A 23,440-nucleotide genomic window follows, 5' to 3' on the forward strand; every position below is an offset into this window, starting at 1 on the left:
GGGTGTCCGCCCGCAGCGGTTGGCGCGTCAACGGGGATTCAGTCGGCGTCCAACCCCATCGCGCCGTTCCGAGGAGGACACCCCCCGGCACGGCCCCGACCCACCGCACCCGCGGAGGCGCCACGCGCGCCCCCACCGAAGCCGCACAGGCCGCCGCAGGTACCCCGCACCACCCGAACAGCCGCACCCAAACGGCAAAAGTGGCCCCGCCCACCCGGGCGGGGCCACTCACATCACCGCAGTCCACGCTCCGCGCTCCGCGCGACGCGCTACGGCGTCACCGCCGAGCCACACCCTCGGCCCGGGCAGCCGCCGCCACCGCAGCGGTCACCGCCGGCGCGACCCGCTCGTCGAACGGCGACGGGATGACGTAGTCGGCCGCGAGGTCGTCCCCGACCACACCCGCCAGCGCCTCCGCGGCGGCCAGCTTCATGCCCTCCGTGATCCGCGACGCCCGCACCTGCAGTGCACCCGCGAAGATCCCCGGAAACGCCAGCACGTTGTTGATCTGGTTCGGGAAGTCCGACCGCCCGGTCGCCACGACGGCCGCGTACTTGTGCGCGACCTCGGGGTGCACCTCGGGATTCGGGTTCGCCATGGCGAAAACGAACGCCCCGTCGGCCATCGACGCCACCGCGTCCTCCGACACCGTCCCACCGGACACCCCGATGAACACATCGGCCCCGGCCAGCGCCGCCTCCAGCGACCCGCTGATGCCCGCCTTGTTCGTGAATCCGGCCAGCTCCCGCTTCACCGGCGTCAGATCGTCCCGGTCCGCCGACACGACACCCTTGCGGTCGGCCACCGCGACATCCCCGATCCCGGCCTCGACCAGCATCTTCGCGATCGCGACACCCGCCGCACCGGCGCCGGAGATGACGGCCCGCAGCTCCCCCAGCGCCCGCTTGCTCAGCCGCGCGGCGTTCCGCAGGGCCGCCAGCGTCACGACCGCCGTACCGTGCTGGTCGTCGTGGAAGACGGGAATGTCCAGCGCATCCTGGAGCTTCCGCTCGATCTCGAAGCACCGCGGCGCCGAGATGTCCTCCAGATTGACGCCGCCGAACGACGGCGCGAGCCGCACCACCGTCTCGACGATCTCGTCGACGTCCGTGCAGTTGAGCGCGATCGGAACCGCGTCCACGCCGCCGAACTGCTTGAACAGAATCGCCTTGCCCTCCATCACCGGGAGGGAGGCCTCGGGCCCGATGTCACCGAGCCCCAGCACGGCCGTACCGTCCGTCACGACGGCGACGACCGACGACTTCCACGTGTAGTCGTGCACCAGCTCCGGCTGCTCCGCGATCGCGCTGCACACCTTCGCGACGCCGGGCGTGTACGCCAGGGACAGGTCGTCCTTGTCACGGACCGGCACCGTGGCCTGCACGGCCATCTTGCCGCCGCGGTGGAGCGCGAACGCCGGATCGAAGGAGTCGAGGGGCTCCGCACCGCCCTCGTGACCCGTATGGTCCGTCGTGCTCTCGCTGCGAGGATTGACGATCTCCGCTGCCACTTCGTTTTACCCCTTAAATCTTCATTGGTCTGAGGGTGGCCACTCCTGGTGAGGCGTGGGCGGGACCGCGTACGGCCGTGGTCGTGCTGTGTACGTGATACGTACGGGCGCATACGCGATGGGCGCGCCGCACACGCGCCCTGAGCCCCGGATGAGGGGTGTAAAGAACCTTCTTACCGGACGGACGGCGCCGACGACGAGTCCATAACGCGAAGGTCACACACGGGCGCCCTGACTCTTCGTCCAATATCGGGACAAGGTCTGGACAAACCCTTGACAACCGCTCAAGCGTCGGCGAATCCCTCGGGCCCCGTATCGGATTCCCGGGACATACCGAAGATCTTCCTGCCGGAAGGAATGATTCCCGCAGAAGGTCCGGCCGTGATGTACCGGAGTGGTGCGGTTCGGGGGTCGCCCGTTATCCGATTTTGACATGGCTGGCCCCCAGAATGGCGCAGTCCGAATGGCAAGATGCCGTAATCACACGAGGTCGCGACACTCGAAGACGTGTGTTCTCGTCGACCCACGGCACTGCCGGCACCGTCGGCAGTCCACGGCACTGCCGAACCCATCGGCAGCGCTCAGCCCCATCGGCAACTCCACCCATCCGCCGGAGGAACCCACCATGACCGCAAGCTCCACCCGTCGTACGACCGCCGCGCACTCCCGGCTAGCAGCGGTCGGTGCGATCGCGGTCGCAGGCGCGCTGATGCTCACCGGATGCGGTGACCAGACCAAGGACACCGGGAAGGACAGCGAGACCGCCACGGCCGCGGCCCCGCTCGCCGACAAGCTGCCGCAGTCGATCCGCGACAAGGGCGTCATCAAGGTCGGTGCGGACATCGCGTACGCCCCGGTCGAGTTCAAGGACAGCTCCGGCAAGGTCGTCGGCATCGACCCGGACATCGCGGCCGCCATGGGCAAGCAGCTCGGTGTCGACTTCCAGTTCGAGAACGGCACCTTCGACACGCTGATCACGGGCCTGCGCTCCAAGCGGTACGACGTCGCGATGTCCGCGATGACCGACTCCAAGGAGCGCCAGGAGGGCATCGACTCCAAGACCGGCAAGAAGGTCGGCGAGGGCGTCGACTTCGTGGACTACTTCACCGCCGGTGTCTCGATCTACACCAAGAAGGGCGACGACCAGGGCATCAAGAACTGGTCCGACCTGTGCGGCAAGAAGATCGTGCTCCAGCGCGGCACGGTCTCCGAGGAACTCGCCAACGCCGAGGCGAAGAAGTGCCCGGCCGGCAAGAAGCTCTCGATCGAGGCGTTCGACAACGACCAGCAGGCCCAGACGCGCCTGCGCGCGGGCGGCGCCGACGCCGGCTCGTCCGACTTCCCGGTCGCCGCGTACGCCGTGAAGACCTCCGGTGGCGGCAAGGACTTCCAGCTGGTCGGCGAGCAGGTCCAGGCCGCTCCGTACGGCATCGCGGTCGCCAAGAACCAGACGCAGCTCCGCGACGCCCTCAAGGCCGCGCTGGACGCGATCATCAAGAACGGCGAGTACGAGAAGATCCTCAAGAAGTGGGGCGTGACGGACGGCGCCGTCCAGGAAGCCACCATCAACGCCGGCGGCAAGTGACGCGACGCAGCGGCACTGAAAGGCAACACCCGTGACTGTTGACATCGACAAGACGTCGGGGCCGTCCGACACGCCCCCGGCCGGACCGGAGGCCATCAAGGCCATCCCGGTCCGGCACTACGGGCGGTACGTCTCCGCCGTCGTCGCCATCGCCCTGCTGGTCGGGGTCGTCTACGCGTTCTCCCAGGGCAAGATCAACTGGGGCGCAATCCCGGACTACTTCTTCGACGACCGCGTCCTGCAGGGCGTGGGCAGAACCCTCCTGATCACCGTCCTGTCCATGGTGATCGGCGTCGTCGGCGGCATCATGCTGGCCGTGATGCGCCTGTCGAAGAACCCGGTGACCTCGGCGATCTCGTGGTTCTACATCTGGTTCTTCCGCGGTACGCCGGTCCTGGTGCAGCTGGTGGTCTGGTTCAACCTGGGCCTGGTCTTCGAGTACATCAACCTCGGGCCGTTCTACAAGGACGAGTGGTCGGACTTCATGACCCCGTTCCTGACGGCGCTGCTGGGCCTCGGCCTCAACGAGGCGGCGTACATGGCGGAGATCTGCCGCGCCGGTCTGCTCTCGGTCGACGAGGGCCAGACGGAGGCGTCGCACGCGCTGGGCATGAGCCACTCCAAGACGCTGCGCCGGATCGTCATCCCGCAGGCGATGCGCGTGATCGTGCCGCCGACGGGCAACGAGGTCATCAACATGCTGAAGACGACCTCGCTGGTCTCGGTCGTCCAGTACTCCGAGTTGTTCCGCGTGGCCCAGGACATCGGGCAGACCTCCGGCGCCCCCGCCGAGATGCTGTTCCTGGCGGCGGCCTGGTACCTGCTGCTGACCTCGGTCTTCAGCATCGGCCAGTTCTACCTGGAGCGGTACTACGCGCGTGGTTCGAGCCGGTCGCTCCCGGCCACCCCGTTCCAGAAGATCAAGGCCAACCTGCTGTCCCTGTCGAACCGTCCGTCGGCGGGAGGTACCGCATGACTGCCATGGTCAAGGCCGAAGGCGTCCACAAGTCCTTCGGTCCCGTAGAAGTCCTCAAGGGCATCGACCTGGAGGTGAGGTCCGGCGAGGTGTTCTGCCTCATCGGCCCCTCCGGCTCCGGCAAGTCGACCTTCCTCCGGTGCATCAACCACCTGGAGAAGATCAACGCCGGCCGCCTGTACGTGGACGGGGAGCTGGTGGGCTACCGCCAGAAGGGCGACAAGCTCTACGAGCTGAAGGACAGCGAGGTCGCCCTCAAGCGCCGGGACATCGGCATGGTCTTCCAGCGCTTCAACCTGTTCCCGCACATGACGGCCGTGGAGAACGTCATGGAGGCACCGGTCCAGGTCAAGGGCGTGAGCAAGAGCCAGGCCCGGCAGCGGGCCCTGGAACTCCTGGACCGGGTGGGCCTGGCCGACAAGGCGGGCAGCTACCCCTCACAGCTCTCCGGCGGCCAGCAGCAGCGCGTCGCCATCGCCCGGGCCCTCGCCATGGACCCGAAGCTGATGCTGTTCGACGAGCCGACGTCGGCGCTCGACCCGGAGCTGGTCGGTGACGTCCTGGACGTCATGCGCGACCTCGCCGAGTCCGGCATGACGATGATCGTCGTGACGCACGAGATGGGCTTCGCCCGAGAGGTGGGCGACAGCCTGGTCTTCATGGACGGCGGTGTGGTGGTGGAATCCGGTCACCCGCGCGAGGTGCTGACGAACCCGCAGCACGAGCGGACGAAGTCGTTCCTGTCCAAGGTGCTCTGACGTCGCACACACCGAGGGGGCGGTACGGGAACTCCGTACCGCCCCCTTCGGCGTGCTACTTCATGGCGAGCAGCAGGGTGTCCGAGGGCGAGCACCACACCGGCCTGACCTCCGCGAACCCCTTTTCGCGCAGCACGCCCGCGTGCCACGCCACCGACGGCATGTCGCCGTCCGCGTGGTCGCCGTAGATCTCGTAGCGCCGGGCCGTGGGCTCCGCGAGGACCGGATCCTCGGCGGCGAGCTGCCACCACTCCGTCCAGCCGAGGACGCCGGATTCCCTGGCCTGTTCCATGCGGGCGTGGCGCTGTGCGCGCTCGGCGGCGTTGATCCGGGGAGTCGTCTCGTCGATCATGTGGTCCGCGTTCATGAAGACACCGCCGTCGCGGACCACTCCCGCGACCTGGCCGTAGAGGTCCGCGAGGGGTTCCCGGTGCAGCCAGTGCAGGGCCGTCGCGGTCAGGACGGCGTCGTACGAGTCGTACGGCAGCTTCGCCGGCCAGTCGGGGTCCTTGAGGTCGGCGGTGACGAAGCCGACCCGCTCGTCGTCCGCGAAGGTGCCCCGGGCGATGGCGAGGAGGGCCGGGTCGAGGTCGACGCCGGTGCTGGTGGCCTCCGGGAACCGGGCGAGCAGCCGGGCGGTGATGCTGCCCGTGCCGCAGGCGAGGTCGAGCACGCGCGGGGCGGTGCCCACGAGGGCCTCGACCATGTCGAGCATGATCCGGAAGCGTTCCTCGCGGTCGGGCAGGTACCACTCCTGCTGCCGGTCCCAGCTCTGCTGCCAGGCCTGCCAGTCGGTGGTGGCCGTGGTGATGTCCGCGTCCGTCATCGAGCCCCTCCCTCGTAATACCCTGGAAGCACAATCAGCTGTTACAAGTGCGCGCTCACGACAATAAAGCCCCTCCGTAAGGACTACAAGTGGAACTGGCCTATTACTCGGACTATGCCGTGCGCCTCGTCAACACGGAGGAACCGGCCCGGGGCAAGGACTCCCTGACGTCGGTCGAGGCGGTCCGCGAGCTGTTCGGCGCCCAGCAGTCGGCGGCGCGCCGCGCCACGGACGCGGACGTGACCCGCTTCCGCTCGGTCCGGACCCGGCTGCGCGCGGTCTTCGAGGCGGCCGACAGCGGCGACGAGCAGCTCGCCGTGGACCTGCTGAACTCACTGCTGCTGGAGTTCCCGGTGAGCCCGCAGATCTCCGGGCACGACATCCGCGACGACGACGGCCGCCCCCTGTGGCACATGCACCTGGCGGACCACCCGTCCAACGCGACCGCGGGCTACGCGGCGATCGCGGCGATGGGGCTGGCGTTCCACCTGACCGAGTACGGCGTGGACCGGCTCGGCCTGTGCGAGGCCGCGCCCTGCCGCAACGCCTACCTGGACACCTCCACCAACCGCTCCCGGCGCTACTGCTCCGACCGCTGCGCCACCCGCGCCAACGTGGCGGCCTACCGCGCCCGCAAGCGCCTCGAAGCGACCCGGCCCGACCTGCCCGAGAACACGGGCCTGGCGGCCGACAGCGCCCAGCCCAGCAGCGCCCAGGGCGAACGCAGGCCGGGCCTGCGCGGCCGGTAGCGGAACCGGACCCGTCCCAGCACCAGGTCGTCGGGCACGACGCCGTAGTCGGTGCTGTCACCGCCGGCGTACGCGTTGTCCCCGAGCACCCACCAGCCGTTCTCACGCCGCTGGGCGATCCGCTTGACGACCAGCAGGTCCTGCTGGAAGGGGTGCCGCAGCACGACGACGTCACCTGGCTTGATCCGGGCTCCGTAGTGCACCAGGAGCCGGTCCCCGTGGTACAGCGTGGGCACCATGGACGGACCGGTCACCTCGGCCACCCCGAAGGGCGCGGCCGACCTCCCCCGCTCGGACTCCTGCGACAGCTCCGGCATCACCCGGCACCTCCCCGGTTCTTCGTCCACCAGTCTCAGTCTCACCCCGGACTTTTGTCCTAAGCCCATGGGGGCACTCGCGAAAACCGCTCCCCCACGGAGTAATGTCCCCTGTGAGAAGACGATCACGAGGAAGGAATGCTCCATGCTTTCCCGCCTGTTTGCCCCCAAGGTCAAGGTCAGCGCACACTGCGACCTTCCCTGCGGTGTGTACGACCCTGCCCAGGCCCGCATCGAGGCGGAGTCGGTGAAGGCCATCCAGGAGAAGATGGCCGGCAACGACGACCCGCACTTCCAGGCGCGTGCCACCACCATCAAGGAGCAGCGCGCGGAGCTCGCGAAGCACCACGTGTCCGTGCTGTGGAGCGACTACTTCAAGCCGCCGCACTTCGAGAAGTACCCCGAGCTGCACCAGCTGGTCAACGACACCCTCAAGGCCCTCTCGGCCGCCAAGGGTTCGACCGACCCGGCGACCGGCCAGAAGGCGCTGGACTACATCGCCCAGATCGACAAGATCTTCTGGGAGACCAAGAAGGCCTGATCTTGAATCATGCCCCCTGACCTGCGATTTCTCTGGTTGCAGCGTCTCCTGGTCCGCACCCGGTCCACAGGCCGCCGAAAACGGCGTCCATGACGGTCCGGGTGCGGCCTTTTTCTTCCTGCCATCCACTCCGCCTTCCAGCGGCGGCGGTTGAGGGGCTCTCCCGCCGGCGCCGAGCGGCACGAGGGACGCGAAGAGAGAATCAGCCACCGCGAGCCGGCGTGCGCACCGGAAACTCACTCTTCTTTCACACCAGTCACACAGTGAACTGGCAGATGAACAGGGGGACATGCCGACCCCTGACCTCTCGCCGACTGTATGACGCGTTCACGCCATTCCTCCGTCGCACCACCTGGGTCTCTTGACCCTCAGCTTTGGCCTGTGCCTATGGTGACCTCCGCAAACGCAGCGTGACCAAGCTGCCAGACAGTGCGTCACCCAGCACATGGGGGGACGCCGTCGCCATGGGGGGATACATCGTCATGCCTCGGTGCCGGGCTTTTGGCGCACGCCGATTCGGCCTTGCCTGCCTGCCCGCCTTCATACGGCTCCCCTGACACCTAGCGCAGTGAACTGCCTGGGCTGACATGCGCGGCTCTGCTCCCTTTTATCCCCATTCACTCACGTTTTTGAGAACTCCGACCGCTGGAGGAGAAGCCGCCACATGGCTGATGAGAAGGTTCTCGCTGCCCAAAAATGGGTCAACGCCACCTACGGCAAGGTGTCGGGCTACGCGAAGTGCCCCGAGGACGGAAAGACCGGCTGGGCCACCATGTACGCCCTCACCATGGGGTTACAGCACGAGCTCGGCATCAGTCCCGTCGTGGCGAGCTTCGGGGACGGCACCCTAGCCAAGGTCACCGCGCTCGGCACCATCGGCCTCGGGTGGAAGAAGAACGCCAACATCGTCAAGATCATCCGCCACGCCCTGTTCTGCAAGGGCTACTGGGGCGGCGACACGGCGGTGGCCCAGTTCGACACGGACGCCGCGGCGGCGGTCGACAAGGTGAAAGAGAACATGGGCCTGCCCAAGGACGGCGGGGTGGTCCAGGCGAAGGTGCTCAAGGCCCTTCTCAACATGGACGCCTACATCACCGTCGCCGGAGGCACGGACAAGATCCGGTCCATCCAGCAGTGGCTGAACAAGAACTACTGGACGAAGAAGACGTTCTTCATAGGCCCCGCTGACGGGATCTACTCGCGGGACGTGCAGCAGTCGCTGATGAAGGCGATCCAGCTGGCGATCGGCATCGCGGAGACGGACGCGAACGGCAACTTCGGTCCCGGCACGCAGTCCGGCATCAAAGCGCACACCGTCGGCCCCGGGTCGTCCGGCCTGTTCGTCCAACTCTTCTCCGCGGCCTGCGTGTTCAACGAGCCCGTTCCCGGATACGGCGAGCCCGACGCCGCCACCCACTTCACCGACACATGGGATGCCGACGTCGAAGGCTGGGTGAAGGCGTTCCAGACGTTCTCCCAACTCCCCGTCACGGGAAAGGGCGACTACACCACCTGGGCGCAGCTCCTGGTGTCCATGGGAGACCCCGACCGGCCGGCCACGGCTTCCGACACCGCCTACACGATCACCCCCTCCCGCGGCGCCAGGATGTACGCCGACGGCTACCGGTATGTCGGCCGGTACCTCAACGAGGCCTCGGCGGGCGGCGGAACGAAGATGCTGGAGCCGGGCGAGCTCGACAACATCTTCAAGGCCGGGCTGCGCGTTTTCCCGATCTTCCAGGACCACGGCAGGAGCCTGTCGGAGTACTACTGGGGCAATGGTTACAAGCACGGCCAGTGGGCCCATGACCAGGCCGCTCACTTCGGCTTCAACCGGGGCACGGTGATCTATTTCGCTGTCGATTACGACGCGACGCAGGAGGACATGCCGCGCATCCAGGAGTACTTCCGCGGAGTCACCTCCGGCCTCGCCTCGAAGGGCAAGCGGTACCTCCACGGCGTGTACGGTTCCCGGAATGTGTGCGCGGAGGTGACGAAGGAGAGCTACGCCGCATACTCGTTCGTCTCCGGCATGTCCTGGGGTTTCTCCGGCAACCTCGGCTTCCCCCTGCCGGCGAACTGGTCGTTCAACCAGATCAAGGAATACAAGGTCACCAACGGCAGTGACACCTTCTGGCTGGACCGCGACGCGCACCGGGCCGGCTCCGACAACAGCCAGAAGGACGTCAACCGTGTCGTGTCCCCCGCCGCGGACTTCCTGGCGAACATCGACCGGCTCTACAGCCTGGCCAAGAGCTACGGAAAGGGCGACCCGAACCGGTTGGTCACGGACTATTACCGGCAGGAGCGCTACGCGGGGCGCGAGTGGAAGAACCTGATCGGCGAAGTCGACTGGGCGTTCATCGAGTACGCCAACAGCCGGGGCGTTGAGCTGCTGTCCGACTTCACCGACCCCTTCACGGGGCAGACCATGGGCCCACAGCACCTGCTGGCCACCGCGGCCGGACACATGATCAAGCCGCCACTGTCCGACAAGCGCAAGGCCAACCGGGGTGACGTGGCCGGGTGGGCAGGCGACCTGATGACGTTCTACGGGGAATGGCGTCGCGACAGTGACTCCTTCGCCAACGGCTACACCTACTGCACCGAACGCCTCGGCAAGATCGGCGTGGCCTCCTCATTCGGCTTCAACGACCTCGTCGAGGACGCCGACGGGTTCCTCCTGGCCGAGAAGATGCGATCCGGTGTGCCCATCACCACGGCCGTGCGCGAGCACTACGAGAAGTCCGGCGGGATAACCCGCTTCAGGGACTACCTCGCCAAGCGGTTCGGCACCTCGCAGGCCACCGCAGTGGACGCCGCGTTCCACATCCTCACGTCGATCGACGATCCGCTCGTCAATGTCGGACGTATCTTCCTCGAACAGCAGACGGGCGGAGCCGCCATGGTCTATTCCCACCTGCTTCCCGAGGACAGGCTGAGGAATTACTGCCTCGGCTTCGCCGAAGCGCTGATCGCTCGCGCCGGGCTTGAGGCCCGCAGCCAGGCGAAGATGAAGTCCAACCACGCCAGGCTGTTCGCGGACGGTGCGGACTGATGGATTCCTGGATCCTGGCGGTGCTCTTCGTCGGCTTCGGTCTGGCCTTCGTACGCGTCCGGAAGGGCCGACGTCTTCTCGGCCTGCTCAAGGCATCCACCGCCACGGGGACCCTCTGCTACCTGCTCGGCTGGTCCCAGGTCCACTTCGCCTTCCCGTCGCATGCCTGTCCCGACTTCTTCGACAGGCGCCCCATCGTCCGCTTCGACCGCTACGAGGACGGCGTTTTCCCGCTGCACGCCACCTGCCACTGGGACGACGGCGCGCGGAAGGAACTCGTGAGCGGCTGGGTCAATCCACTCCTGTTCACCTGTATGGCCGTGCTGACCGGCTGCCTGGTGACGTTGGCGGTCCTTACCTACCGCCGCTACCGGAAAGGACACACGCGTTGAGCGACACCGCTCACATACTCACCCGCCGTCAGACTCTCGGCCTGGCCGCCGGTCTCACGGCAGGAGCGCTCCTCGCGACTGCTCCCACCGCTGCCGCATCCGCTCCCGGGCCGAACGCGTGGCCTGGCCGACGGTCCGAGAACGGCTGGCCCGTCGTGGACGGTGACCGCATCGCGCTCTTCCGCGTCGAAGGCACCGCCGTCGACGTGCCGCTGCTGAAGGGCGACGTGGCCACGGTGCTGCTCCACGTGGTCCGCCGGTTCGCGTACGAGATCGACATGCTCCGCCCCGGCGACGTTCGGGGCCACACCGACCGCGGCGCTGTCGCGGCCGGCTTCGAGTCGAACCACCTGTCCGGTACCGCGATCGCGGTACGCCCGCTCTTCTATCCGCTGGGAGCGCAGAAGGGCACCGGCCTGTCCGATCTGGAGAGGGTCGTCGTCGCGGACATCCTCGCCGACTGCCAGGGCGTCATCGCCTGGGGCGGACACGCAAAGCCGGTCAAGGAGTCCCACTTTCAGATCGACGTGCACCCCGGTGATCCCAGACTTGCCCAGCTAGCCCGCCGGATCCGTGGCGAGGATGCAGGCCCGGGATCCGGCGCCGGATCGATCGACCCGTTCCTCCCGAGCCGCCGGAAAAATGCCGCGGCTTACCTCTGAACCAGTCCAGTCCTCAGCACCAGTCCAGTCCTCGAAGAAGGGAACTCGGAGTTCCATGCGCACACTGCTACGCGCCGTTGCCCCGGCCGCTGCTCTCCTCTCCGCTCTCGTAGCCGCTCCCCAGGCCGTCGCGGAGGACCACGCTTCCACGGGCACCGGCATGGTCGTCCCTGGGACCGGCGTCCAGTTCTCCGAAGCCGGCGCGCGCAACCCACAGACCCGCGCCGCCGCAGCCGAGGACCTGGCGGCGGTCCGCGCCACAGCCTCGCTGTGCGGAAGCGGATACGAGCTGGAAAGAGCGGAACGCCTTCCCGACGAACGGCGCTTCGGGACCCTGTTCACCTACACCAAGCACACGACCGGCAGGCACGGGGCGTGCGCGGTCTTCGACAACAACCTCGGCACCGCGAAGAAGATGAAGCTCAAGCTGTGCCCGAACAAGACCGATGTGCCGTGCAAGGTGGACGAGGGCACCTTCTCGCAGTACGCGGGGCCGGTGAAGTACGAGACCACCGGCAGCGACTCGGTGGACTGCGCCTCGGTGACGGCCATCATGTGGTCGAACGGTGTCGCGATCATCGACCGGGAAAAGACCGTCGCGGCATGTGACTGATCACCACCAACCGAAGGGGTCCGGCCGGGAGGACCGGCCGGGCCCCTTCGGCGTGGGACGGTCGGTGCCGGTCAGTGGAACTGCGGGACGATCAGAGCGATCCCGTACGCCACCACGGCCGCGCAGGCGAGGAAGCACAGCGTCGCCTGGGTGAGGCCGAGGGCGGAGGTACGGCCCTGCTGTTCGCGGGCGCCCTCCAGTTGGGCGAGGCCGAGGACGCCGAGGGCGAAGACGACGACCACCGCGACGGTGACGCCGATGCTCACCGCGGTGACCTGGCCGAGTGCGGTCCAGTCCAGATGCATGTCGACTCCCCTTCGTTCAGGCGGCCGTGCCGACCTTGGCCGGCGGCTCGGTGCGGATGGTGACCTCGTGCGTGTCGTTGACGTTGTGCGCGTGCACCGGGTTGCGGCGGGAGACGACCACGATGCCCGTGGCGAGGGCCGCGCCGACCAGGGCGACGACCGCCGTACCGAGGTCGCCGCCGCTCTGCACCACGCTCGCGGCCAGGCCACCGACCAGCGCGGCGGCGGGCAGCGTGATCAGCCACGCCACCGCCATGCGGCCCGCGACGCCCCAGCGGACCTCCGCGAGCCTGCGGCCGAGCCCCGCGCCGAGGATGCTGCCGGAGGCGACCTGAGTGGTGGACAGGGCGAAACCGAGGTGTGCGGACGTCAGGATGACGGCGGTGGAGGCGGTCTCGGCGGCGAAGCCCTGCGGCGACTGGATCTCGGTGAGACCCTTGCCCATGGTGCGGATGATGCGCCAGCCGCCGAGATACGTGCCGAGGCCGATGGCGATGCCCGCGGACGCGATCACCCACAGGGGCGGCCCGGCGTTGTGGCCGAGCGCCCCGGCCGAGATCAGGGTGAGGGTGATGACGCCCATCGTCTTCTGCGCGTCGTTCGTGCCGTGGGCGAGGGAGACCAGCGAGGCCGAGGCGATCTGACCGATCCGGAAGCCCTTGGTCACGGAGTCCTTGCGGGCGCGGTCGGTGAGCCGGTAGGCGAGGTAGGTGGCCAGCAGCGCGGCGGCACCGGCCACGACCGGCGAGGCCACCGCCGGCACCAGCACCTTCTCGACGACCTTGTCGAAGTTGACGCCGTGGCTGCCCGCCCCGACCCACACGGCCCCGATCAGCCCGCCGAACAGGGCGTGCGAGGAACTCGACGGCAGTCCCAGCAGCCAGGTCAGCAGATTCCAGAGGATCGCGCCGACGAGCCCCGCGAAGATCATGCCCGGGGTGACGAGGGTGTCGTCCACGATGCCGCCCGAGATGGTCTTGGCGACCTCGGTGGACAGAAAGGCACCGACCACGTTGAGGACACCGCTGATCAGGACCGCCGTACGGGGAGCGAGTGCGCCGGTGGCGATGGACGTGGCCATCGCGTTCGCCGTGTCGTGGAATCCGTTGGTGAAGTCGAAGGCTAGCGCCGTCACGATGACGACCGCCACGAGGAACGTGATGTGGTCCATTCCTGAATGCAAACAAGTGCAGGCCAATAGGCGGGGAACGGCGAGGCAAAGGCTGGTCAAGGTTCACGCGGGTGGCGGCGACGTCGCCCCTCCACCAGCGCGCACCTGCGGATCCTTCCCGAACCACGGCAGACCCTCATGCCCACGTCCCCACGCTAGTCCCTCAACCGCGCGGCCCGTGCCTGGAGGTAACGGTGCTCGGGCAGGCTGAGGGTCTGCGCGGCCGCCGACTCGTAGGCGGCCCGGGCGGCTTGGGGGTCGCCCGCGCGTTCCAGGAGGTGACCCCGTACGGCGTCCACGCGGTGCCCTTTCAACTCGCCTGCCAGGGCGTCCAGTTCGACCAGGCCGGCGTGCGGGCCGTGGACCATGGCGACGGCGACCGCGCGGTTGAGTCGTTCGACGGGGCCGGGGACCAGACGGACGAGGACGTCGTACAGGCCCAGGATCTCGGTCCAGTCCGTCGCCTCGGGTGAGGGCGCCTCGTCGTGGACGGCGGCGATCGCGGCACGCAGCTGGTACGGCCCGGGCCGACCCTGGGACAGCGCCGAGGTGACCAGCGCGACACCCTCCTCGATCGCGGCCTTGTCCCACCGGTCCCGGTCCTGCTCGTCGAGGGGGATCAACTCGCCGTGCGGTCCGCTGCGCGCATCGCGGCGGGCGTCGGTGAGCATCATCAGCGCGAGCAGGCCGGCCACCTCACCGTCGTCGGGAAGCAGCCGGTGGACCGTACGGGCCAGGCGTACGGCCTCGCCCGCGAGGTCCCGGCGCTGGAGAGCGGCTCCGGAGGTGGCCGTGTAGCCCTCGTTGAAGATGAGGTAGAGGGTCTGGAGGACGGACGGCAGCCGCTCTTCCCAGCGCTCCGGGCGACCGAAGCGCACGCCCCGCACCTTGTGCTTGGCCCGGCTGATCCGCTGCGCCATCGTCGCCTCCGGCACCAGGTACGCGCGGGCGATCTCCGCCGTGGTCAGACCGCCGACGGCGCGCAGCGTGAGCGCGATCTGGGCGGGCGGCGTCAGGTCCGGATGGCAGCACAGGAAGAGCAGCGAGAGGGTGTCGTCCTCGCGGGGAGCCCGCTCCCCGGGCGGCGGTGCGGTGAAGGCGTCGCGGGGCGTGAGCGCCGCCGCCCGCTCCTCGCGCTGCCGCCGCGCCTCCTCGCTGCGCAGGGCGTCGGTCAGTCGCCGCGACGCGACCTTGATCAGCCAGCCGCGCGGATTGCCGGGCACGCCCGCCTCGGGCCACTGCCCGGCCGCCGCGAGCAGCGCCTCCTGTACGGCGTCCTCGGCGGCGTCGAAGTGCCCGTACCGCCTGACCAGCGCACCGAGGACCTGCGGCGCGTCACGGCGCAGCAGGTCCTCGATCTCGGGTGTGCTCCTCACCGGCGCGCCCGTCGGCGTATCCAGGCCCTCAGATCTCCCCGGAGCCGTCCATGATCGGACGGATCACCACCGGGTGGTCGGGGGCGCCGGCCGGCTGGGGACACCGGGCGACACGCTCGGCGATCTCGGTGACCCGATCCAGGCTCTCGCACTCCAGGACCCAGTAGCCGGCCAGCAGCTCCTTGGTCTCGCTGTACGGCCCGTCGGTGATCACTGCCTTGCCGTCGTCACCGAGGGTGACGTGCCGGGTCTGCGCCGGTTCGGCCAGGCCTTGCCCGTCGACGAATTCGCCCGTCTCGGAGAGGTCGTCGTTGATGGCGCCCATGTAGGCGAACATGGCCTGGAGTTCTTCCTCGCTCCACGCGGGGGAGTTCGCCGACGCCCTGCCGCGCATGGCCTCGTAGTCCGCCTGTGTGCCCTGCACCATGACCAGGTACTTCATCAGTCCGCTCCTTCGGCTCTCACCGCCCTGGCGGGCGGCTCTCACAGGGGACGTCGGAGCCGGGCCGGGATTCTCGACACGAGCTCAGGAATTTTCCGCGACAGTTTCTCCTGGGGCGTCTTCGGGCGACGTCGTCGCAGGTGAGGCGGTGCGCTCGGCGGACCGGGGCGGGGCGGTGCTCCGGGTGTCCTCGGCGGCCTGATCGCCCTCGGCGGTTTCCGCTTCGTAGGCCCCGCACTCGGGGTTGCGGCAGGGACCCGCCACCCACAGCGGGACCCACGCGCCCAGCGTCTTGTGGCGCCGGACGACCGTTTCCACTGGCTGTCCGCAGGTCGGACAGACATGTCCTTCGCTGCCCATGTCCTCAGGGTAGGCCGGTCGGCGGCTCAGCGCTTCCTGCTGTAGGTGCGCACCAGCACCCCGTTGCCGAACGTGCGCACCGACTCGAGGGTGAACTCCGAGATCGCGAATCCGGAACCGAACATCGGCATGCCCGCGCCGTACACGAGCGGGTAGGTCTTGATGACGAGCTCGTCGATCTCGTCGAGCAGTTCGCCCGCGATCCGCGAGCCACCGCACAGGTAGATGCCGAACTCGCCGTCCTCGGCCTTCAGTTCGCGGACCTTGCCGACGAGGTCGTCCGCGATGATCTCGACGTTCGGGTCGGGCGACTCCTTCAGCGTGCTGGAGGCGACGTATTCGCGCAGGTGGGCATAGGGGCTGGTGATGCCCTCCCTCAAGGCGAGCTCGTAGCTGCCGCGGCCCTGGACGACGGTGTCGAACCGCTTGTTCGGCAGGTCGTCGAAGCCGAGGGCCCGGCGGCCCTGGGTGGCCGCGGTCTCCGGATACTCCGTCTTCAGGAAGGCGAGGAACTCCCCGTCGACGAAGCGGAGCATCGACGTCGCGTCGCCGCCCGGGTCCCCGATGAAGCCGTCGATGGAGCAGGCGATGAAGTACGTGAGCTTTCGCAAGCCGGTCTCATTTCGTAGGCTGCCGCTACAAGGACTTCAGTTGTAGTACTCCTGATGTAGTGGTTGCAAGGGATTATCCGCGAACCGTGGAAAGTGGGAGAAGGGACTCCGCATGGTCAGCAATCCCGGGCGCAGGGCCGCGCTCGTCGACGCCGGCGTCGAGGTGCTCGCGCGCGAGGGAGCACGCGGGCTGACGTTCCGCGCGGTGGACGCGGAGGCCGGCGTGCCCCTGGGCACGGCCTCCAACTACTTCACGGACCGCGGCGACCTGCTGCGCCAGATCGACACCCGGCTGCACGTACGGCTCGCGCCCGACCCCGACGTGGTCGCCGAGCTGATGACCCGCCCCAAGGACCGCTCACTGGTCACGGCGTTCATGTACGACCTCATGGCCCGCGCGACCCGCGACCGCACGGGCTATCTGGCCCTCATGGAACTGCGCCTGGAGGCCACCCGGCGTCCCGAACTGCTCGCCTCCTACACCAAGTCGGTGCGCGGTGACCTGGAGGAGGCCATGGAGTTCCACCGGACGGCCGGCCTGCCCGGCGGCGACGAGTCCGTCGCCGTGCTGTACCTGGCCATGCTCGGCCTCCTCCTGGAGCATCTGACCCTGCCGGGCGTCCTGGAGGGTGTACTGCCCGGAGTGAGCGTGCCGGAGGGGCTGGTGCAGAAGATCGTGGCGACGGTGCTGCCGGAGGGGGAGGAGGCCGGGGGCTGACCGGCCGGGGGAGGTTGGGTCCGGCCGGCCCGGGGGCGGAGGGGCCATGCCGGCCGGGAGGGTCGGAGGGGAAGTCGGCCGGGAGGGCCAGACGGGCCAGGGAAGGGGGCCCGTCAGGCCGGGGGCCGGTCAAGCCGAGGCCCGTCAGGCCACGGGGCCCGTCAGGCCACGGTGTCGGTCGGACCACGGGGCCGGCCGGGCCGGGGGTCGGCGGAGAGTCAGGACGCCGTCCCTGCGGGACGGGGTTCGCGCCACATCGGCCACATGGTCGGGCCGCCCTCCGGGAGGTCGAGCACCGGGCCGGCGAGTTCGAAGCCGAGGCGCTCGTACAGCTTGCGGCTGCGGGCGTTGCTCGCCTCCAGGTAGGCGGGCAGTCCCTCGCGATCGCAACGGTCGAGGACCGACGCGATGAGCGCCGTGCCGAGACCCTCACCCTGTCGGCCGGGGGCGACGCCGATCATCCACAGGTACTCGTGGGCCCGCCCGGAGGGGTGGATGGCGGCGGTCAGCCGGCCGATCGCCTCGATGCGTTCGTTGTCCGGGTCGACGGCGTGCCGCACCTGGGCCGGACCGTCGTCCTCGGCGTCGCCGTCATGGTCGTCGGCCGGCATGGAGAGCCACAGCGCACAGGCCGAGCCGTCCTCGGTGAGGTCGATACGCCCGGCCGCGAGCACGATGTCGGTGAAGGCGGCCATGAGTGCGGGATGGTTGGCACGACGGTCCTCCGCCCCTGGGAAGACCCAGCCGCTCACGGGGTCGTCCTGGAACGCCTCGTCCAGCAGCCGGACGACCAGGTCCCGGTCGCCCTCGCCCGCCGTGCGGATCGCCACACCCATGTCCCGCCCCTTCACTCGTCCGACGGGCGTTGATCGTAGGGCGGTTGGGAGCCGCCCCGGCGAACGGGGCGGGAGCTTGGCGGGATTTCATCGAACAGTTGCCCAAAGCGGCTGTAGTCACCGGCCTTAGAGCTCCTAACGGAATGCGGTTCGTAGGCGGCGCCAGCAGATCAGTGAGCATGCGAGCTTGAGGAATGCCTCGTGGATGTCGTCGCGGATCTCCCAGCGGATCCGCAGGCGGCCGAACCAGTGCAGCAGCGCAATCGTCTGCTCGACCACCCACCGTTTCGTGCCGAGGCCGGAGCCGTGCTCGGTGCCGCGGCGGGCAATGACGGGCTTGATGCCCTTCGCCCAGACCTGGCGGCGATAGCAGTCGTGGTCATAGCCCCGGTCGGCGTAGACCTCTCTCGGCCGCTGCCGGGGCCGGCCGCGTTTGCCTCGGATCGGCGGGATCGCCGCCAGCAGTGGCAGGAGCTGGGTGATGTCGTTGCGGTTGCCGCCGGTCAGGGTGACGGCGAGTGGGACGCCGGTGGCGTCACAGATCACGTGGTGCTTGGAGCCCGGTCGGCCTCGGTCGACCGGGCTCCGGCCGGTTTTGGGCCGCCCTTGAGCGCCCGGATGTGCGAACTGTCGATCACCGCCCGGGACATGTCCAGGCGGTCCGCCGCCCGCAGCTCGGCCAACAGCACCTCGTGCAGCCGCTGCCACACCCCGGCGTTGTTCCAGTCCCGCAGGCGTCGCCAGCAGGTCATCCCCGAGCCGAAGCCCAGCTCGGCAGGCAGCCACTCCCATCTGATGCCGGTGTACAGGACGAACAAGATCCCGCACATCACCTTGCGGTCATCCAACGCCCTTCGGCCCGGGTGCCGATGCCGCCACTGCCGGACAGGCAGCAGAGGCTCGATTCGAGCCCACAACTCATCGTCGACCAGCCATGGTTGGGGATCGCGCTTCCTCACACTCAAGCAACCGACCCACTCCGTTGAAGGACACGGTCATCCCGCATTCCGTTAGGAGCTCTTAGAGGGCGGGCCCCGCACACCGTGGGGCAGTGCGGGGCCCGCCTGTCCGGAGGCGCGGGACCGTACGGAGTCAGGAGCCGCACGGCCCCGGCGCTCCGGGGTCCTGCCCTTCGGTCACCCGAAGGTCCGTCAGGTGCCGCCGAGGGCCCGTGGCCGCACCGCCGGCCGTTGCCGACGGCCGATTTCCGCACCGTCGGCCGTCAACTGCTGCGCCGTGTCACGAACTCGGCGAGGGCCAGCAGACCGCCCGCCGCCTCCGGGTCCGGCACCGCGCGGGCCAGTTGCTGCATCGCCAGAGCCATCCGGTCGGCCGCCTGGTTCTGCGCCCAGTCACGGCCGCCCGCCCGCTCCACGGTCAGGGCGATGTGGTCGAGGTCCTCCTTCTCGCTGGGTCGTGCGTACAGTTCGGCGAGTTCCGCGGCCGCCGGCGTGCCGGAGGCGAAGGCCGCCACGACCGGCAGGGACTTCTTGCGGGCGGCCAGGTCCGCGCCGACGGGCTTGCCGGTGCGGCGCGGGTCGCCCCATATGCCGATGACGTCGTCGATGAGCTGGAAGGCGAGCCCGGCCTCCCGGCCGAACGCGTCCAGCGCCGCCACGTCCGCGTCCCCGGCGCCCGCGTACATCCCGCCGATCGCGCAGGCGGTCCCCAGCAGTGCGCCCGTCTTGGCCTCCGCCATGGCGAGCACCTCGTCGAGCGTGACCTCGTCGGGACCGCGCCGCTCCATGGCCGTGTCCGCGTGCTGTCCCGCGCACAGTTCGACGACGCAGTCCGCGAGCCGGGCGGTGGCGGCCCGGCTCGCCGGATGCGGGTCCTCGGCGAGCAGCCGCATGGCCAGCGCCTGGAGGGCGTCCCCGGCGAGGATCGCGTCGGGGTCGCCGAACACGGTCCACGCGGTGGGCCGGTGCCGGCGGGTGGTGTCCCGGTCCATCACGTCGTCGTGCAGCAACGTGAAGTTGTGGACCAGCTCCACCGCCGCGGCCGCCCGGACCGCCGCGGCCCGTGCCTCGGGTCCGCCGAGGGCGGCCGCTGCGGCGAGGACGAGCGCGGGCCGGATCGCCTTGCCGGAGCCGCCCTCGGCCGGTGTGCCGTCCGCCTGCTCCCAGCCGAAGTGGTAGAGCGCGATCCGGCGCATCGGCCCGGGCAGCGAGCCGAGGGCGTCCCGCAGGACCGGGTCGACCTCCGTCCGGGCCCGCTCCAGGAGCGTGACCGCCTCGTGGACCTCGGCCGGTCCCGGCCGGCCGTCGCGCTGTGTCCCGATGAGCCCCCGCCTTTCCGGCGCCCCGGCCGCACGCCCGGGCTCGGTACCGCGCTGCCCACCGGGAGTGGGCAGCGTCGTCTCCGTCCCGAGATCCGTAAGGGACTCACCCATGGAACCGCCTCGGAGAGTGAGTGGACGGTGGCCCTTCCGCTGCCGCTGGGCGCGTACCCCGAGGGTGTACCCGCCCTGCCGGGCGCGGACACGGCCGGCGTACCGGATGCGTCACCGCCAGCGGCCGATCTCGACGTTCTCCAGGACGCCGAGCGCGTCCGGTACCAGCACCGCGGCCGAGTAGTAGGCCGTGACCAGGTACTTGATGATGGCCTGTTCGTTGATGCCCATGAAGCGCACCGACAGGCTCGGCTCGATCTCGTCCGGGATGCCGGAGGCCCGCAGGCCGATGACGCCCTGGTCGGCCTCGCCGGTACGCATGGCGATGATCGACGTCGTCCGCTCCGGGGTCACCGGGATCTTGTTGCACGGGTAGATCGGCACGCCGCGCCAGGTGGGGATGCGGTTGCCGGCCATGTCGATGGTCTCGGGGACGAGCCCTCGCTTGTTGAGCTCGCGGCCGATCGCGGCGATCGCGCGCGGGTGGGCGAGGAGCAGTTTGGTGCCGCGGCGCCTGCTGAGCAGTTCGTCCAGGTCGTCCGGGCTGGGCACGCCGTCGTGCGGCTGGATCCGCTGGTCGTATTCGCAGTTGTGCAGGAGACCGAAGTCGCGGTTGTTGATGAGCTCGTGCTCCTGGCGCTCCTTCAGCGCCTCGACCGTCAGCCGGATCTGCTGCTCGGTCTGGTTCATGGGCTGGTTGTAGAGGTCGGCCACGCGCGTGTGGATGCGCAGGACGGTCTGGGCGACGCTCAGTTCGTACTCACGGGGCCGGGCCTCGTAGTCGACGAAGGTGTGCGGGATGTCCGGCTCGCCGGAGTGGCCGGCGGCGAGGTCGATCTCCTTCTCGCCGTACTTGTTGGAGCGCTGCGAGGGGATCGAGCGGCGCTGCTGGAGGTGTTCGCGCAGCGTGTCCGAGCGCTCGGCGATCTGCGCGAACTCCGCGCGGGGCAGGACCAGGACGGTGCAGGTGGTGAGCGCGCGGGCCGTGTACTCCCAGATCGCGTCCTCGTTCAGCAGCGCGTCGTCACCGAAGTAGGCGCCGTCGGCGAGGACTCCGAGGGACTCCTCGTCCCCGTACGGGCCCGTGCCGACCTTCTCCACACGGCCGTGCGCGAGCAGGTACACCTCGTCGGACGGGCTGCCGAACGAGGCGATCACCTCGCCCGCGGCGATCTCCCGCTGCTCGCAGCGCCGGGCGATCTCGAAGAGCACCTCCTCGTCCTCGTACGACCGCAGCGCGGGCAGTTCACCCAGCTCAGCGGGGATGACCTCGACGCGGTCGCCGGTCTTCACGAACGTCAGCCGACCGTCGCCCACGGCGAACGTCAATCGCCGGTTCACCCGGTACGTACCACCCTGGATGTCGACCCAGGGCAGCATGCGCAGCAGCCAGCGGGAGCTGATCTCCTGCATCTGCGGCACGGACTTGGTCGTGGTGGCCAGGTTCCGCGCGGCCGCCGTGCCGAGACTCTGCTGCGGCTTGGTCTGCTCCGTGCGGACCTCTTCGCCTACCGACATAGAGAACTGCCCTCCCGGTTGTGACCGACGCCCATATGCCTCGGGCATCGATGTGCGCGCCCAAGCCTTCCTCACACCGTGGCGTGGTGCTATTACCCGAAAGAGGGGGAATGGATCATCGTACGACTGGGCAGGGGGCGCGAATTCCCGCCCGGTCACGGGAGGCACGGCCGGCCCCGGACCGCTGGCGACAACCCGTGGGAACCTGTCGGTAATGCCGCTGGGGAGCGTGCGGAACCGGACCTAGCGTGGTGATCCGTTCCTTCCACCGACTCCAGAAACGGCCCATCCATGCAGTACGTCGCGCCGATCGGCATCGGCATCCTCTACGCCCTGTTGATGTCCCTCGTCCGCGAGCCGCACCGGCGGCGCCTGAACGCGGTCATGGTCGGCGGCGCGGGAGCGGCGTACCTCAGCGGCGGCGGCACGGGCGGCTGGGAGTTCCTCTTCACCGCGCTGCTCACCTACGTCGCGTTCCGCGGTCTGGAGTCGTGGACGTGGATCGGCATCGGCTGGCTGCTGCACACGGCGTGGGACATCGTCCACCACATCAAGGGCAATCCGATCATCCCCTTCGCCCACACCTCCTCTCTGGGCTGCGCCATCTGCGACCCGGTGATCGCCCTCTGGTGCCTTCGGGGCGGCCCCTCACTCATCGGCCTCGTACGCGACCGCCGCCGGTCCGGGCGGCCGCAGCCCGGGCCGGATCCGCGGGAAGGCGTCAGCCCCGGGTCCCCCTCCCTCACTCCCGGGGGACAATGACCCGGTGACCAGCCCCGACGTCCCCGGACTCGCCGCACTGCACCCCCGGCTGCCCTCGCCGGTGCAGGAGGTCGTGGACAGCCGGTTCGAGCGTCACGGCGTCCGGCTGGTGCTGAAGCGGGACGACCTGATCCACCCGGAGCTGATCGGCAACAAGTGGCGCAAGCTGGCGCCGAATCTCACGGCCGCGGCCGGCCGTACCGTCGTCACCTTCGGGGGCGCCTACTCCAACCACCTGCGTGCCACGGCCGCGGCCGGCCGGCTGCTCGGCATCCCCACGATCGGAGTCGTACGCGGCGAGGAGCTGGCCGGCCGGCCCCTCAACCCCTCGCTGACCCGCTGTGCGGCCGACGGCATGCGGCTGCACTTCGTCGACAGGGCTGCGTACCGCCGCAAGTCCGAGCCGCGGACCCTGGCCGCGATCCTGCGCGCGGTGGACGCCGCGGAGGCGTACGTCGTCCCCGAGGGCGGCAGCAACGCACAGGCGGTACGGGGCTGCCGGGCACTCGGCGCCGAGCTGCACGACCAGGGCGATGTCGTCGCCGTGGCCTGCGGCACCGGTGGCACGCTGGCAGGGCTGGCGGCGGGACTCGCCCCCGGACAGCGTGCCCTCGGTGTCCCGGTCCTCAAGGGCGGCTTCCTGACCACCGACGTCGCCTCCTTGCAGCAGCAGGCCTTCGGCGGCCCGCGCGGCACCTGGAGCCTCGACGACCGCTTCCACTTCGGCGGCTATGCGCGCGTGCCCGACGAGCTCGACGCCTTCGCCGCGGACTTCGAGCAGCGTCATGGACTACCCGTCGAACGCCTCTATGTCGCGAAACTGCTGTACGGACTCGTCGCCCTGGCCGGCGAAGGCGCCTTCCCGCGCGGGACGACGGTGACGGCTGTGATCACCGGCCGGCCTTTCCCGTGACGCTCGCCGGTCCGGCGACGCCGCCGCCCTTCCCGTCACTCCCGCCGCC

The 23,440-nt window shown here is 69.4% G+C and carries 23 protein-coding genes and 1 pseudogene; 12 read left to right on the top strand and 12 right to left on the bottom strand.

All coding sequences use genetic code 11. The features are described 5' to 3' along the window. Window positions 1-277: 277 nt before the first annotated feature. Complete coding sequence (locus tag SCNRRL3882_RS13175) at window positions 278-1,510, bottom strand: NAD(P)-dependent malic enzyme (RefSeq protein ID WP_010040387.1); 1,233 nt, start codon at window positions 1,508-1,510, stop codon at window positions 278-280. Window positions 1,511-2,135: 625 nt separating this feature from the next. Between SCNRRL3882_RS13175 and SCNRRL3882_RS13185 the strand changes: the two genes are divergently transcribed. The 3 genes from SCNRRL3882_RS13185 to SCNRRL3882_RS13195 are packed head-to-tail and all read left to right on the top strand — an operon-like array spanning window position 2,136 to window position 4,829. Further along, the gene (locus SCNRRL3882_RS13185) at window positions 2,136-3,095 is read left to right on the top strand and encodes an ABC transporter substrate-binding protein (protein WP_029181206.1); all 960 of its coding nucleotides are present in this window, start codon (window positions 2,136-2,138) and stop codon (window positions 3,093-3,095) included. Between the two features lie 31 nt (window positions 3,096-3,126). After that, window positions 3,127-4,071 (top strand): amino acid ABC transporter permease, encoded by a 945-nt coding sequence (locus SCNRRL3882_RS13190; RefSeq protein WP_010040391.1) that lies wholly within the window; start codon window positions 3,127-3,129, stop codon window positions 4,069-4,071. After that, window positions 4,068-4,829: an amino acid ABC transporter ATP-binding protein gene (locus SCNRRL3882_RS13195; RefSeq protein ID WP_029181207.1), complete on the top strand. Its 762-nt coding sequence runs from the start codon at window positions 4,068-4,070 to the stop codon at window positions 4,827-4,829. Before SCNRRL3882_RS13190 ends, SCNRRL3882_RS13195 begins: the two co-directional genes overlap by 4 nt. Window positions 4,830-4,884: 55 nt before the next feature. On the opposite strand, the gene SCNRRL3882_RS13200 is transcribed toward SCNRRL3882_RS13195, so the two are convergent. Beyond that, window positions 4,885-5,655, bottom strand: a complete 771-nt coding sequence (locus SCNRRL3882_RS13200; protein ID WP_010040393.1) for a class I SAM-dependent methyltransferase — start codon at window positions 5,653-5,655, stop codon at window positions 4,885-4,887. 89 nt (window positions 5,656-5,744) lie between these two features. Here SCNRRL3882_RS13200 and SCNRRL3882_RS13205 point away from each other — a divergent pair, with 89 nt between their 5' ends. Beyond that, entirely contained in the window at window positions 5,745-6,404 is a 660-nt protein-coding gene (locus SCNRRL3882_RS13205) for a CGNR zinc finger domain-containing protein (protein WP_010040394.1), read from the top strand. A gap of 65 nt (window positions 6,405-6,469) precedes the next feature. On the opposite strand, the pseudogene sodX reads toward SCNRRL3882_RS13205, so the two are convergent. Continuing rightward, window positions 6,470-6,979 (bottom strand): annotated as a pseudogene (gene sodX, locus SCNRRL3882_RS42410) (nickel-type superoxide dismutase maturation protease); the annotation flags it as partial. Here sodX and sodN point away from each other — a divergent pair. From sodN to SCNRRL3882_RS13235, 5 genes are all read left to right on the top strand, one after another. Beyond that, complete coding sequence (sodN, locus tag SCNRRL3882_RS13215) at window positions 6,867-7,262, top strand: superoxide dismutase, Ni (RefSeq protein WP_010040396.1); 396 nt, start codon at window positions 6,867-6,869, stop codon at window positions 7,260-7,262. The pseudogene sodX and the gene sodN overlap by 113 nt on opposite strands. Window positions 7,263-7,926: 664 nt before the next feature. Beyond that, on the top strand, window positions 7,927-10,320 hold the full coding sequence (locus SCNRRL3882_RS13220) for a glycoside hydrolase domain-containing protein (protein WP_010040397.1): 2,394 nt from the start codon (window positions 7,927-7,929) through the stop codon (window positions 10,318-10,320). After that, window positions 10,320-10,712, top strand: a complete 393-nt coding sequence (locus tag SCNRRL3882_RS13225; protein ID WP_010040400.1) for a hypothetical protein — start codon at window positions 10,320-10,322, stop codon at window positions 10,710-10,712. The genes SCNRRL3882_RS13220 and SCNRRL3882_RS13225 overlap by 1 nt, the downstream gene beginning before the upstream one ends. Further along, entirely contained in the window at window positions 10,709-11,374 is a 666-nt protein-coding gene (locus SCNRRL3882_RS13230; RefSeq protein WP_029181208.1) for a hypothetical protein, read from the top strand. The genes SCNRRL3882_RS13225 and SCNRRL3882_RS13230 overlap by 4 nt, the downstream gene beginning before the upstream one ends. A 55-nt stretch (window positions 11,375-11,429) precedes the next feature. Further along, the gene (locus tag SCNRRL3882_RS13235; protein WP_010040404.1) at window positions 11,430-11,987 is read left to right on the top strand and encodes a hypothetical protein; all 558 of its coding nucleotides are present in this window, start codon (window positions 11,430-11,432) and stop codon (window positions 11,985-11,987) included. A 71-nt stretch (window positions 11,988-12,058) separates the two neighbouring features. Here the strand turns inward: SCNRRL3882_RS13235 and SCNRRL3882_RS13240 are convergent, their stop codons facing one another. From SCNRRL3882_RS13240 to SCNRRL3882_RS13265, 5 genes are all read right to left on the bottom strand, one after another. Then, window positions 12,059-12,292, bottom strand: coding sequence for a hypothetical protein (locus SCNRRL3882_RS13240; RefSeq protein ID WP_010040406.1), 234 nt, complete (start codon window positions 12,290-12,292; stop codon window positions 12,059-12,061). Between the two features lie 16 nt (window positions 12,293-12,308). Then, window positions 12,309-13,463, bottom strand: coding sequence for an inorganic phosphate transporter (locus SCNRRL3882_RS13245; protein ID WP_010040408.1), 1,155 nt, complete (start codon window positions 13,461-13,463; stop codon window positions 12,309-12,311). Window positions 13,464-13,618: 155 nt separating this feature from the next. After that, window positions 13,619-14,839 carry an RNA polymerase sigma factor gene (locus tag SCNRRL3882_RS13250; protein WP_010040410.1) on the bottom strand — a complete coding sequence of 407 codons (1,221 nt, stop codon included), beginning with the start codon at window positions 14,837-14,839 and terminating at the stop codon, window positions 13,619-13,621. A 28-nt stretch (window positions 14,840-14,867) separates the two neighbouring features. After that, window positions 14,868-15,281 (bottom strand): YciI family protein, encoded by a 414-nt coding sequence (locus SCNRRL3882_RS13255; RefSeq protein WP_010040417.1) that lies wholly within the window; start codon window positions 15,279-15,281, stop codon window positions 14,868-14,870. Window positions 15,282-15,667: 386 nt separating this feature from the next. After that, window positions 15,668-16,252 (bottom strand): dihydrofolate reductase family protein, encoded by a 585-nt coding sequence (locus SCNRRL3882_RS13265; protein ID WP_010040419.1) that lies wholly within the window; start codon window positions 16,250-16,252, stop codon window positions 15,668-15,670. Window positions 16,253-16,364: 112 nt separating this feature from the next. Here SCNRRL3882_RS13265 and SCNRRL3882_RS13270 point away from each other — a divergent pair, with 112 nt between their 5' ends. Further along, window positions 16,365-16,970, top strand: a complete 606-nt coding sequence (locus tag SCNRRL3882_RS13270; RefSeq protein WP_010040422.1) for a TetR/AcrR family transcriptional regulator — start codon at window positions 16,365-16,367, stop codon at window positions 16,968-16,970. Window positions 16,971-17,188: 218 nt separating this feature from the next. Here SCNRRL3882_RS13270 and SCNRRL3882_RS13275 read toward each other — a convergent pair whose 3' ends face one another. From SCNRRL3882_RS13275 to SCNRRL3882_RS13290, 4 genes are all read right to left on the bottom strand, one after another. Then, complete coding sequence (locus SCNRRL3882_RS13275) at window positions 17,189-17,806, bottom strand: GNAT family N-acetyltransferase (RefSeq protein ID WP_010040424.1); 618 nt, start codon at window positions 17,804-17,806, stop codon at window positions 17,189-17,191. 135 nt (window positions 17,807-17,941) lie between these two features. Further along, window positions 17,942-18,738, bottom strand: a protein-coding gene (locus tag SCNRRL3882_RS13280) for an IS5 family transposase (RefSeq protein ID WP_161286430.1) whose coding sequence is annotated in 2 segments (ribosomal slippage) — window positions 17,942-18,405 and window positions 18,405-18,738 — 798 coding nt in all. Because the reading frame shifts where the segments join, the coding sequence is not laid out codon by codon here. 290 nt (window positions 18,739-19,028) lie between these two features. Beyond that, on the bottom strand, window positions 19,029-20,198 hold the full coding sequence (locus tag SCNRRL3882_RS13285; protein ID WP_010047517.1) for a family 2 encapsulin nanocompartment cargo protein polyprenyl transferase: 1,170 nt from the start codon (window positions 20,196-20,198) through the stop codon (window positions 19,029-19,031). 111 nt (window positions 20,199-20,309) lie between these two features. Next, entirely contained in the window at window positions 20,310-21,716 is a 1,407-nt protein-coding gene (locus SCNRRL3882_RS13290; protein ID WP_010047518.1) for a family 2B encapsulin nanocompartment shell protein, read from the bottom strand. 291 nt (window positions 21,717-22,007) lie between these two features. Between SCNRRL3882_RS13290 and SCNRRL3882_RS13295 the strand changes: the two genes are divergently transcribed. After that, on the top strand, window positions 22,008-22,478 hold the full coding sequence (locus tag SCNRRL3882_RS13295) for a DUF6010 family protein (RefSeq protein WP_010047519.1): 471 nt from the start codon (window positions 22,008-22,010) through the stop codon (window positions 22,476-22,478). A 4-nt stretch (window positions 22,479-22,482) separates the two neighbouring features. Continuing rightward, complete coding sequence (locus SCNRRL3882_RS13300) at window positions 22,483-23,391, top strand: 1-aminocyclopropane-1-carboxylate deaminase/D-cysteine desulfhydrase (RefSeq protein WP_010047522.1); 909 nt, start codon at window positions 22,483-22,485, stop codon at window positions 23,389-23,391. The last annotated feature ends 49 nt before the right edge of the window (window positions 23,392-23,440 follow it).

The organism is Streptomyces chartreusis NRRL 3882 (genome assembly GCF_900236475.1).
In the GTDB taxonomy this organism is placed as follows: domain Bacteria; phylum Actinomycetota; class Actinomycetes; order Streptomycetales; family Streptomycetaceae; genus Streptomyces; species Streptomyces chartreusis_D.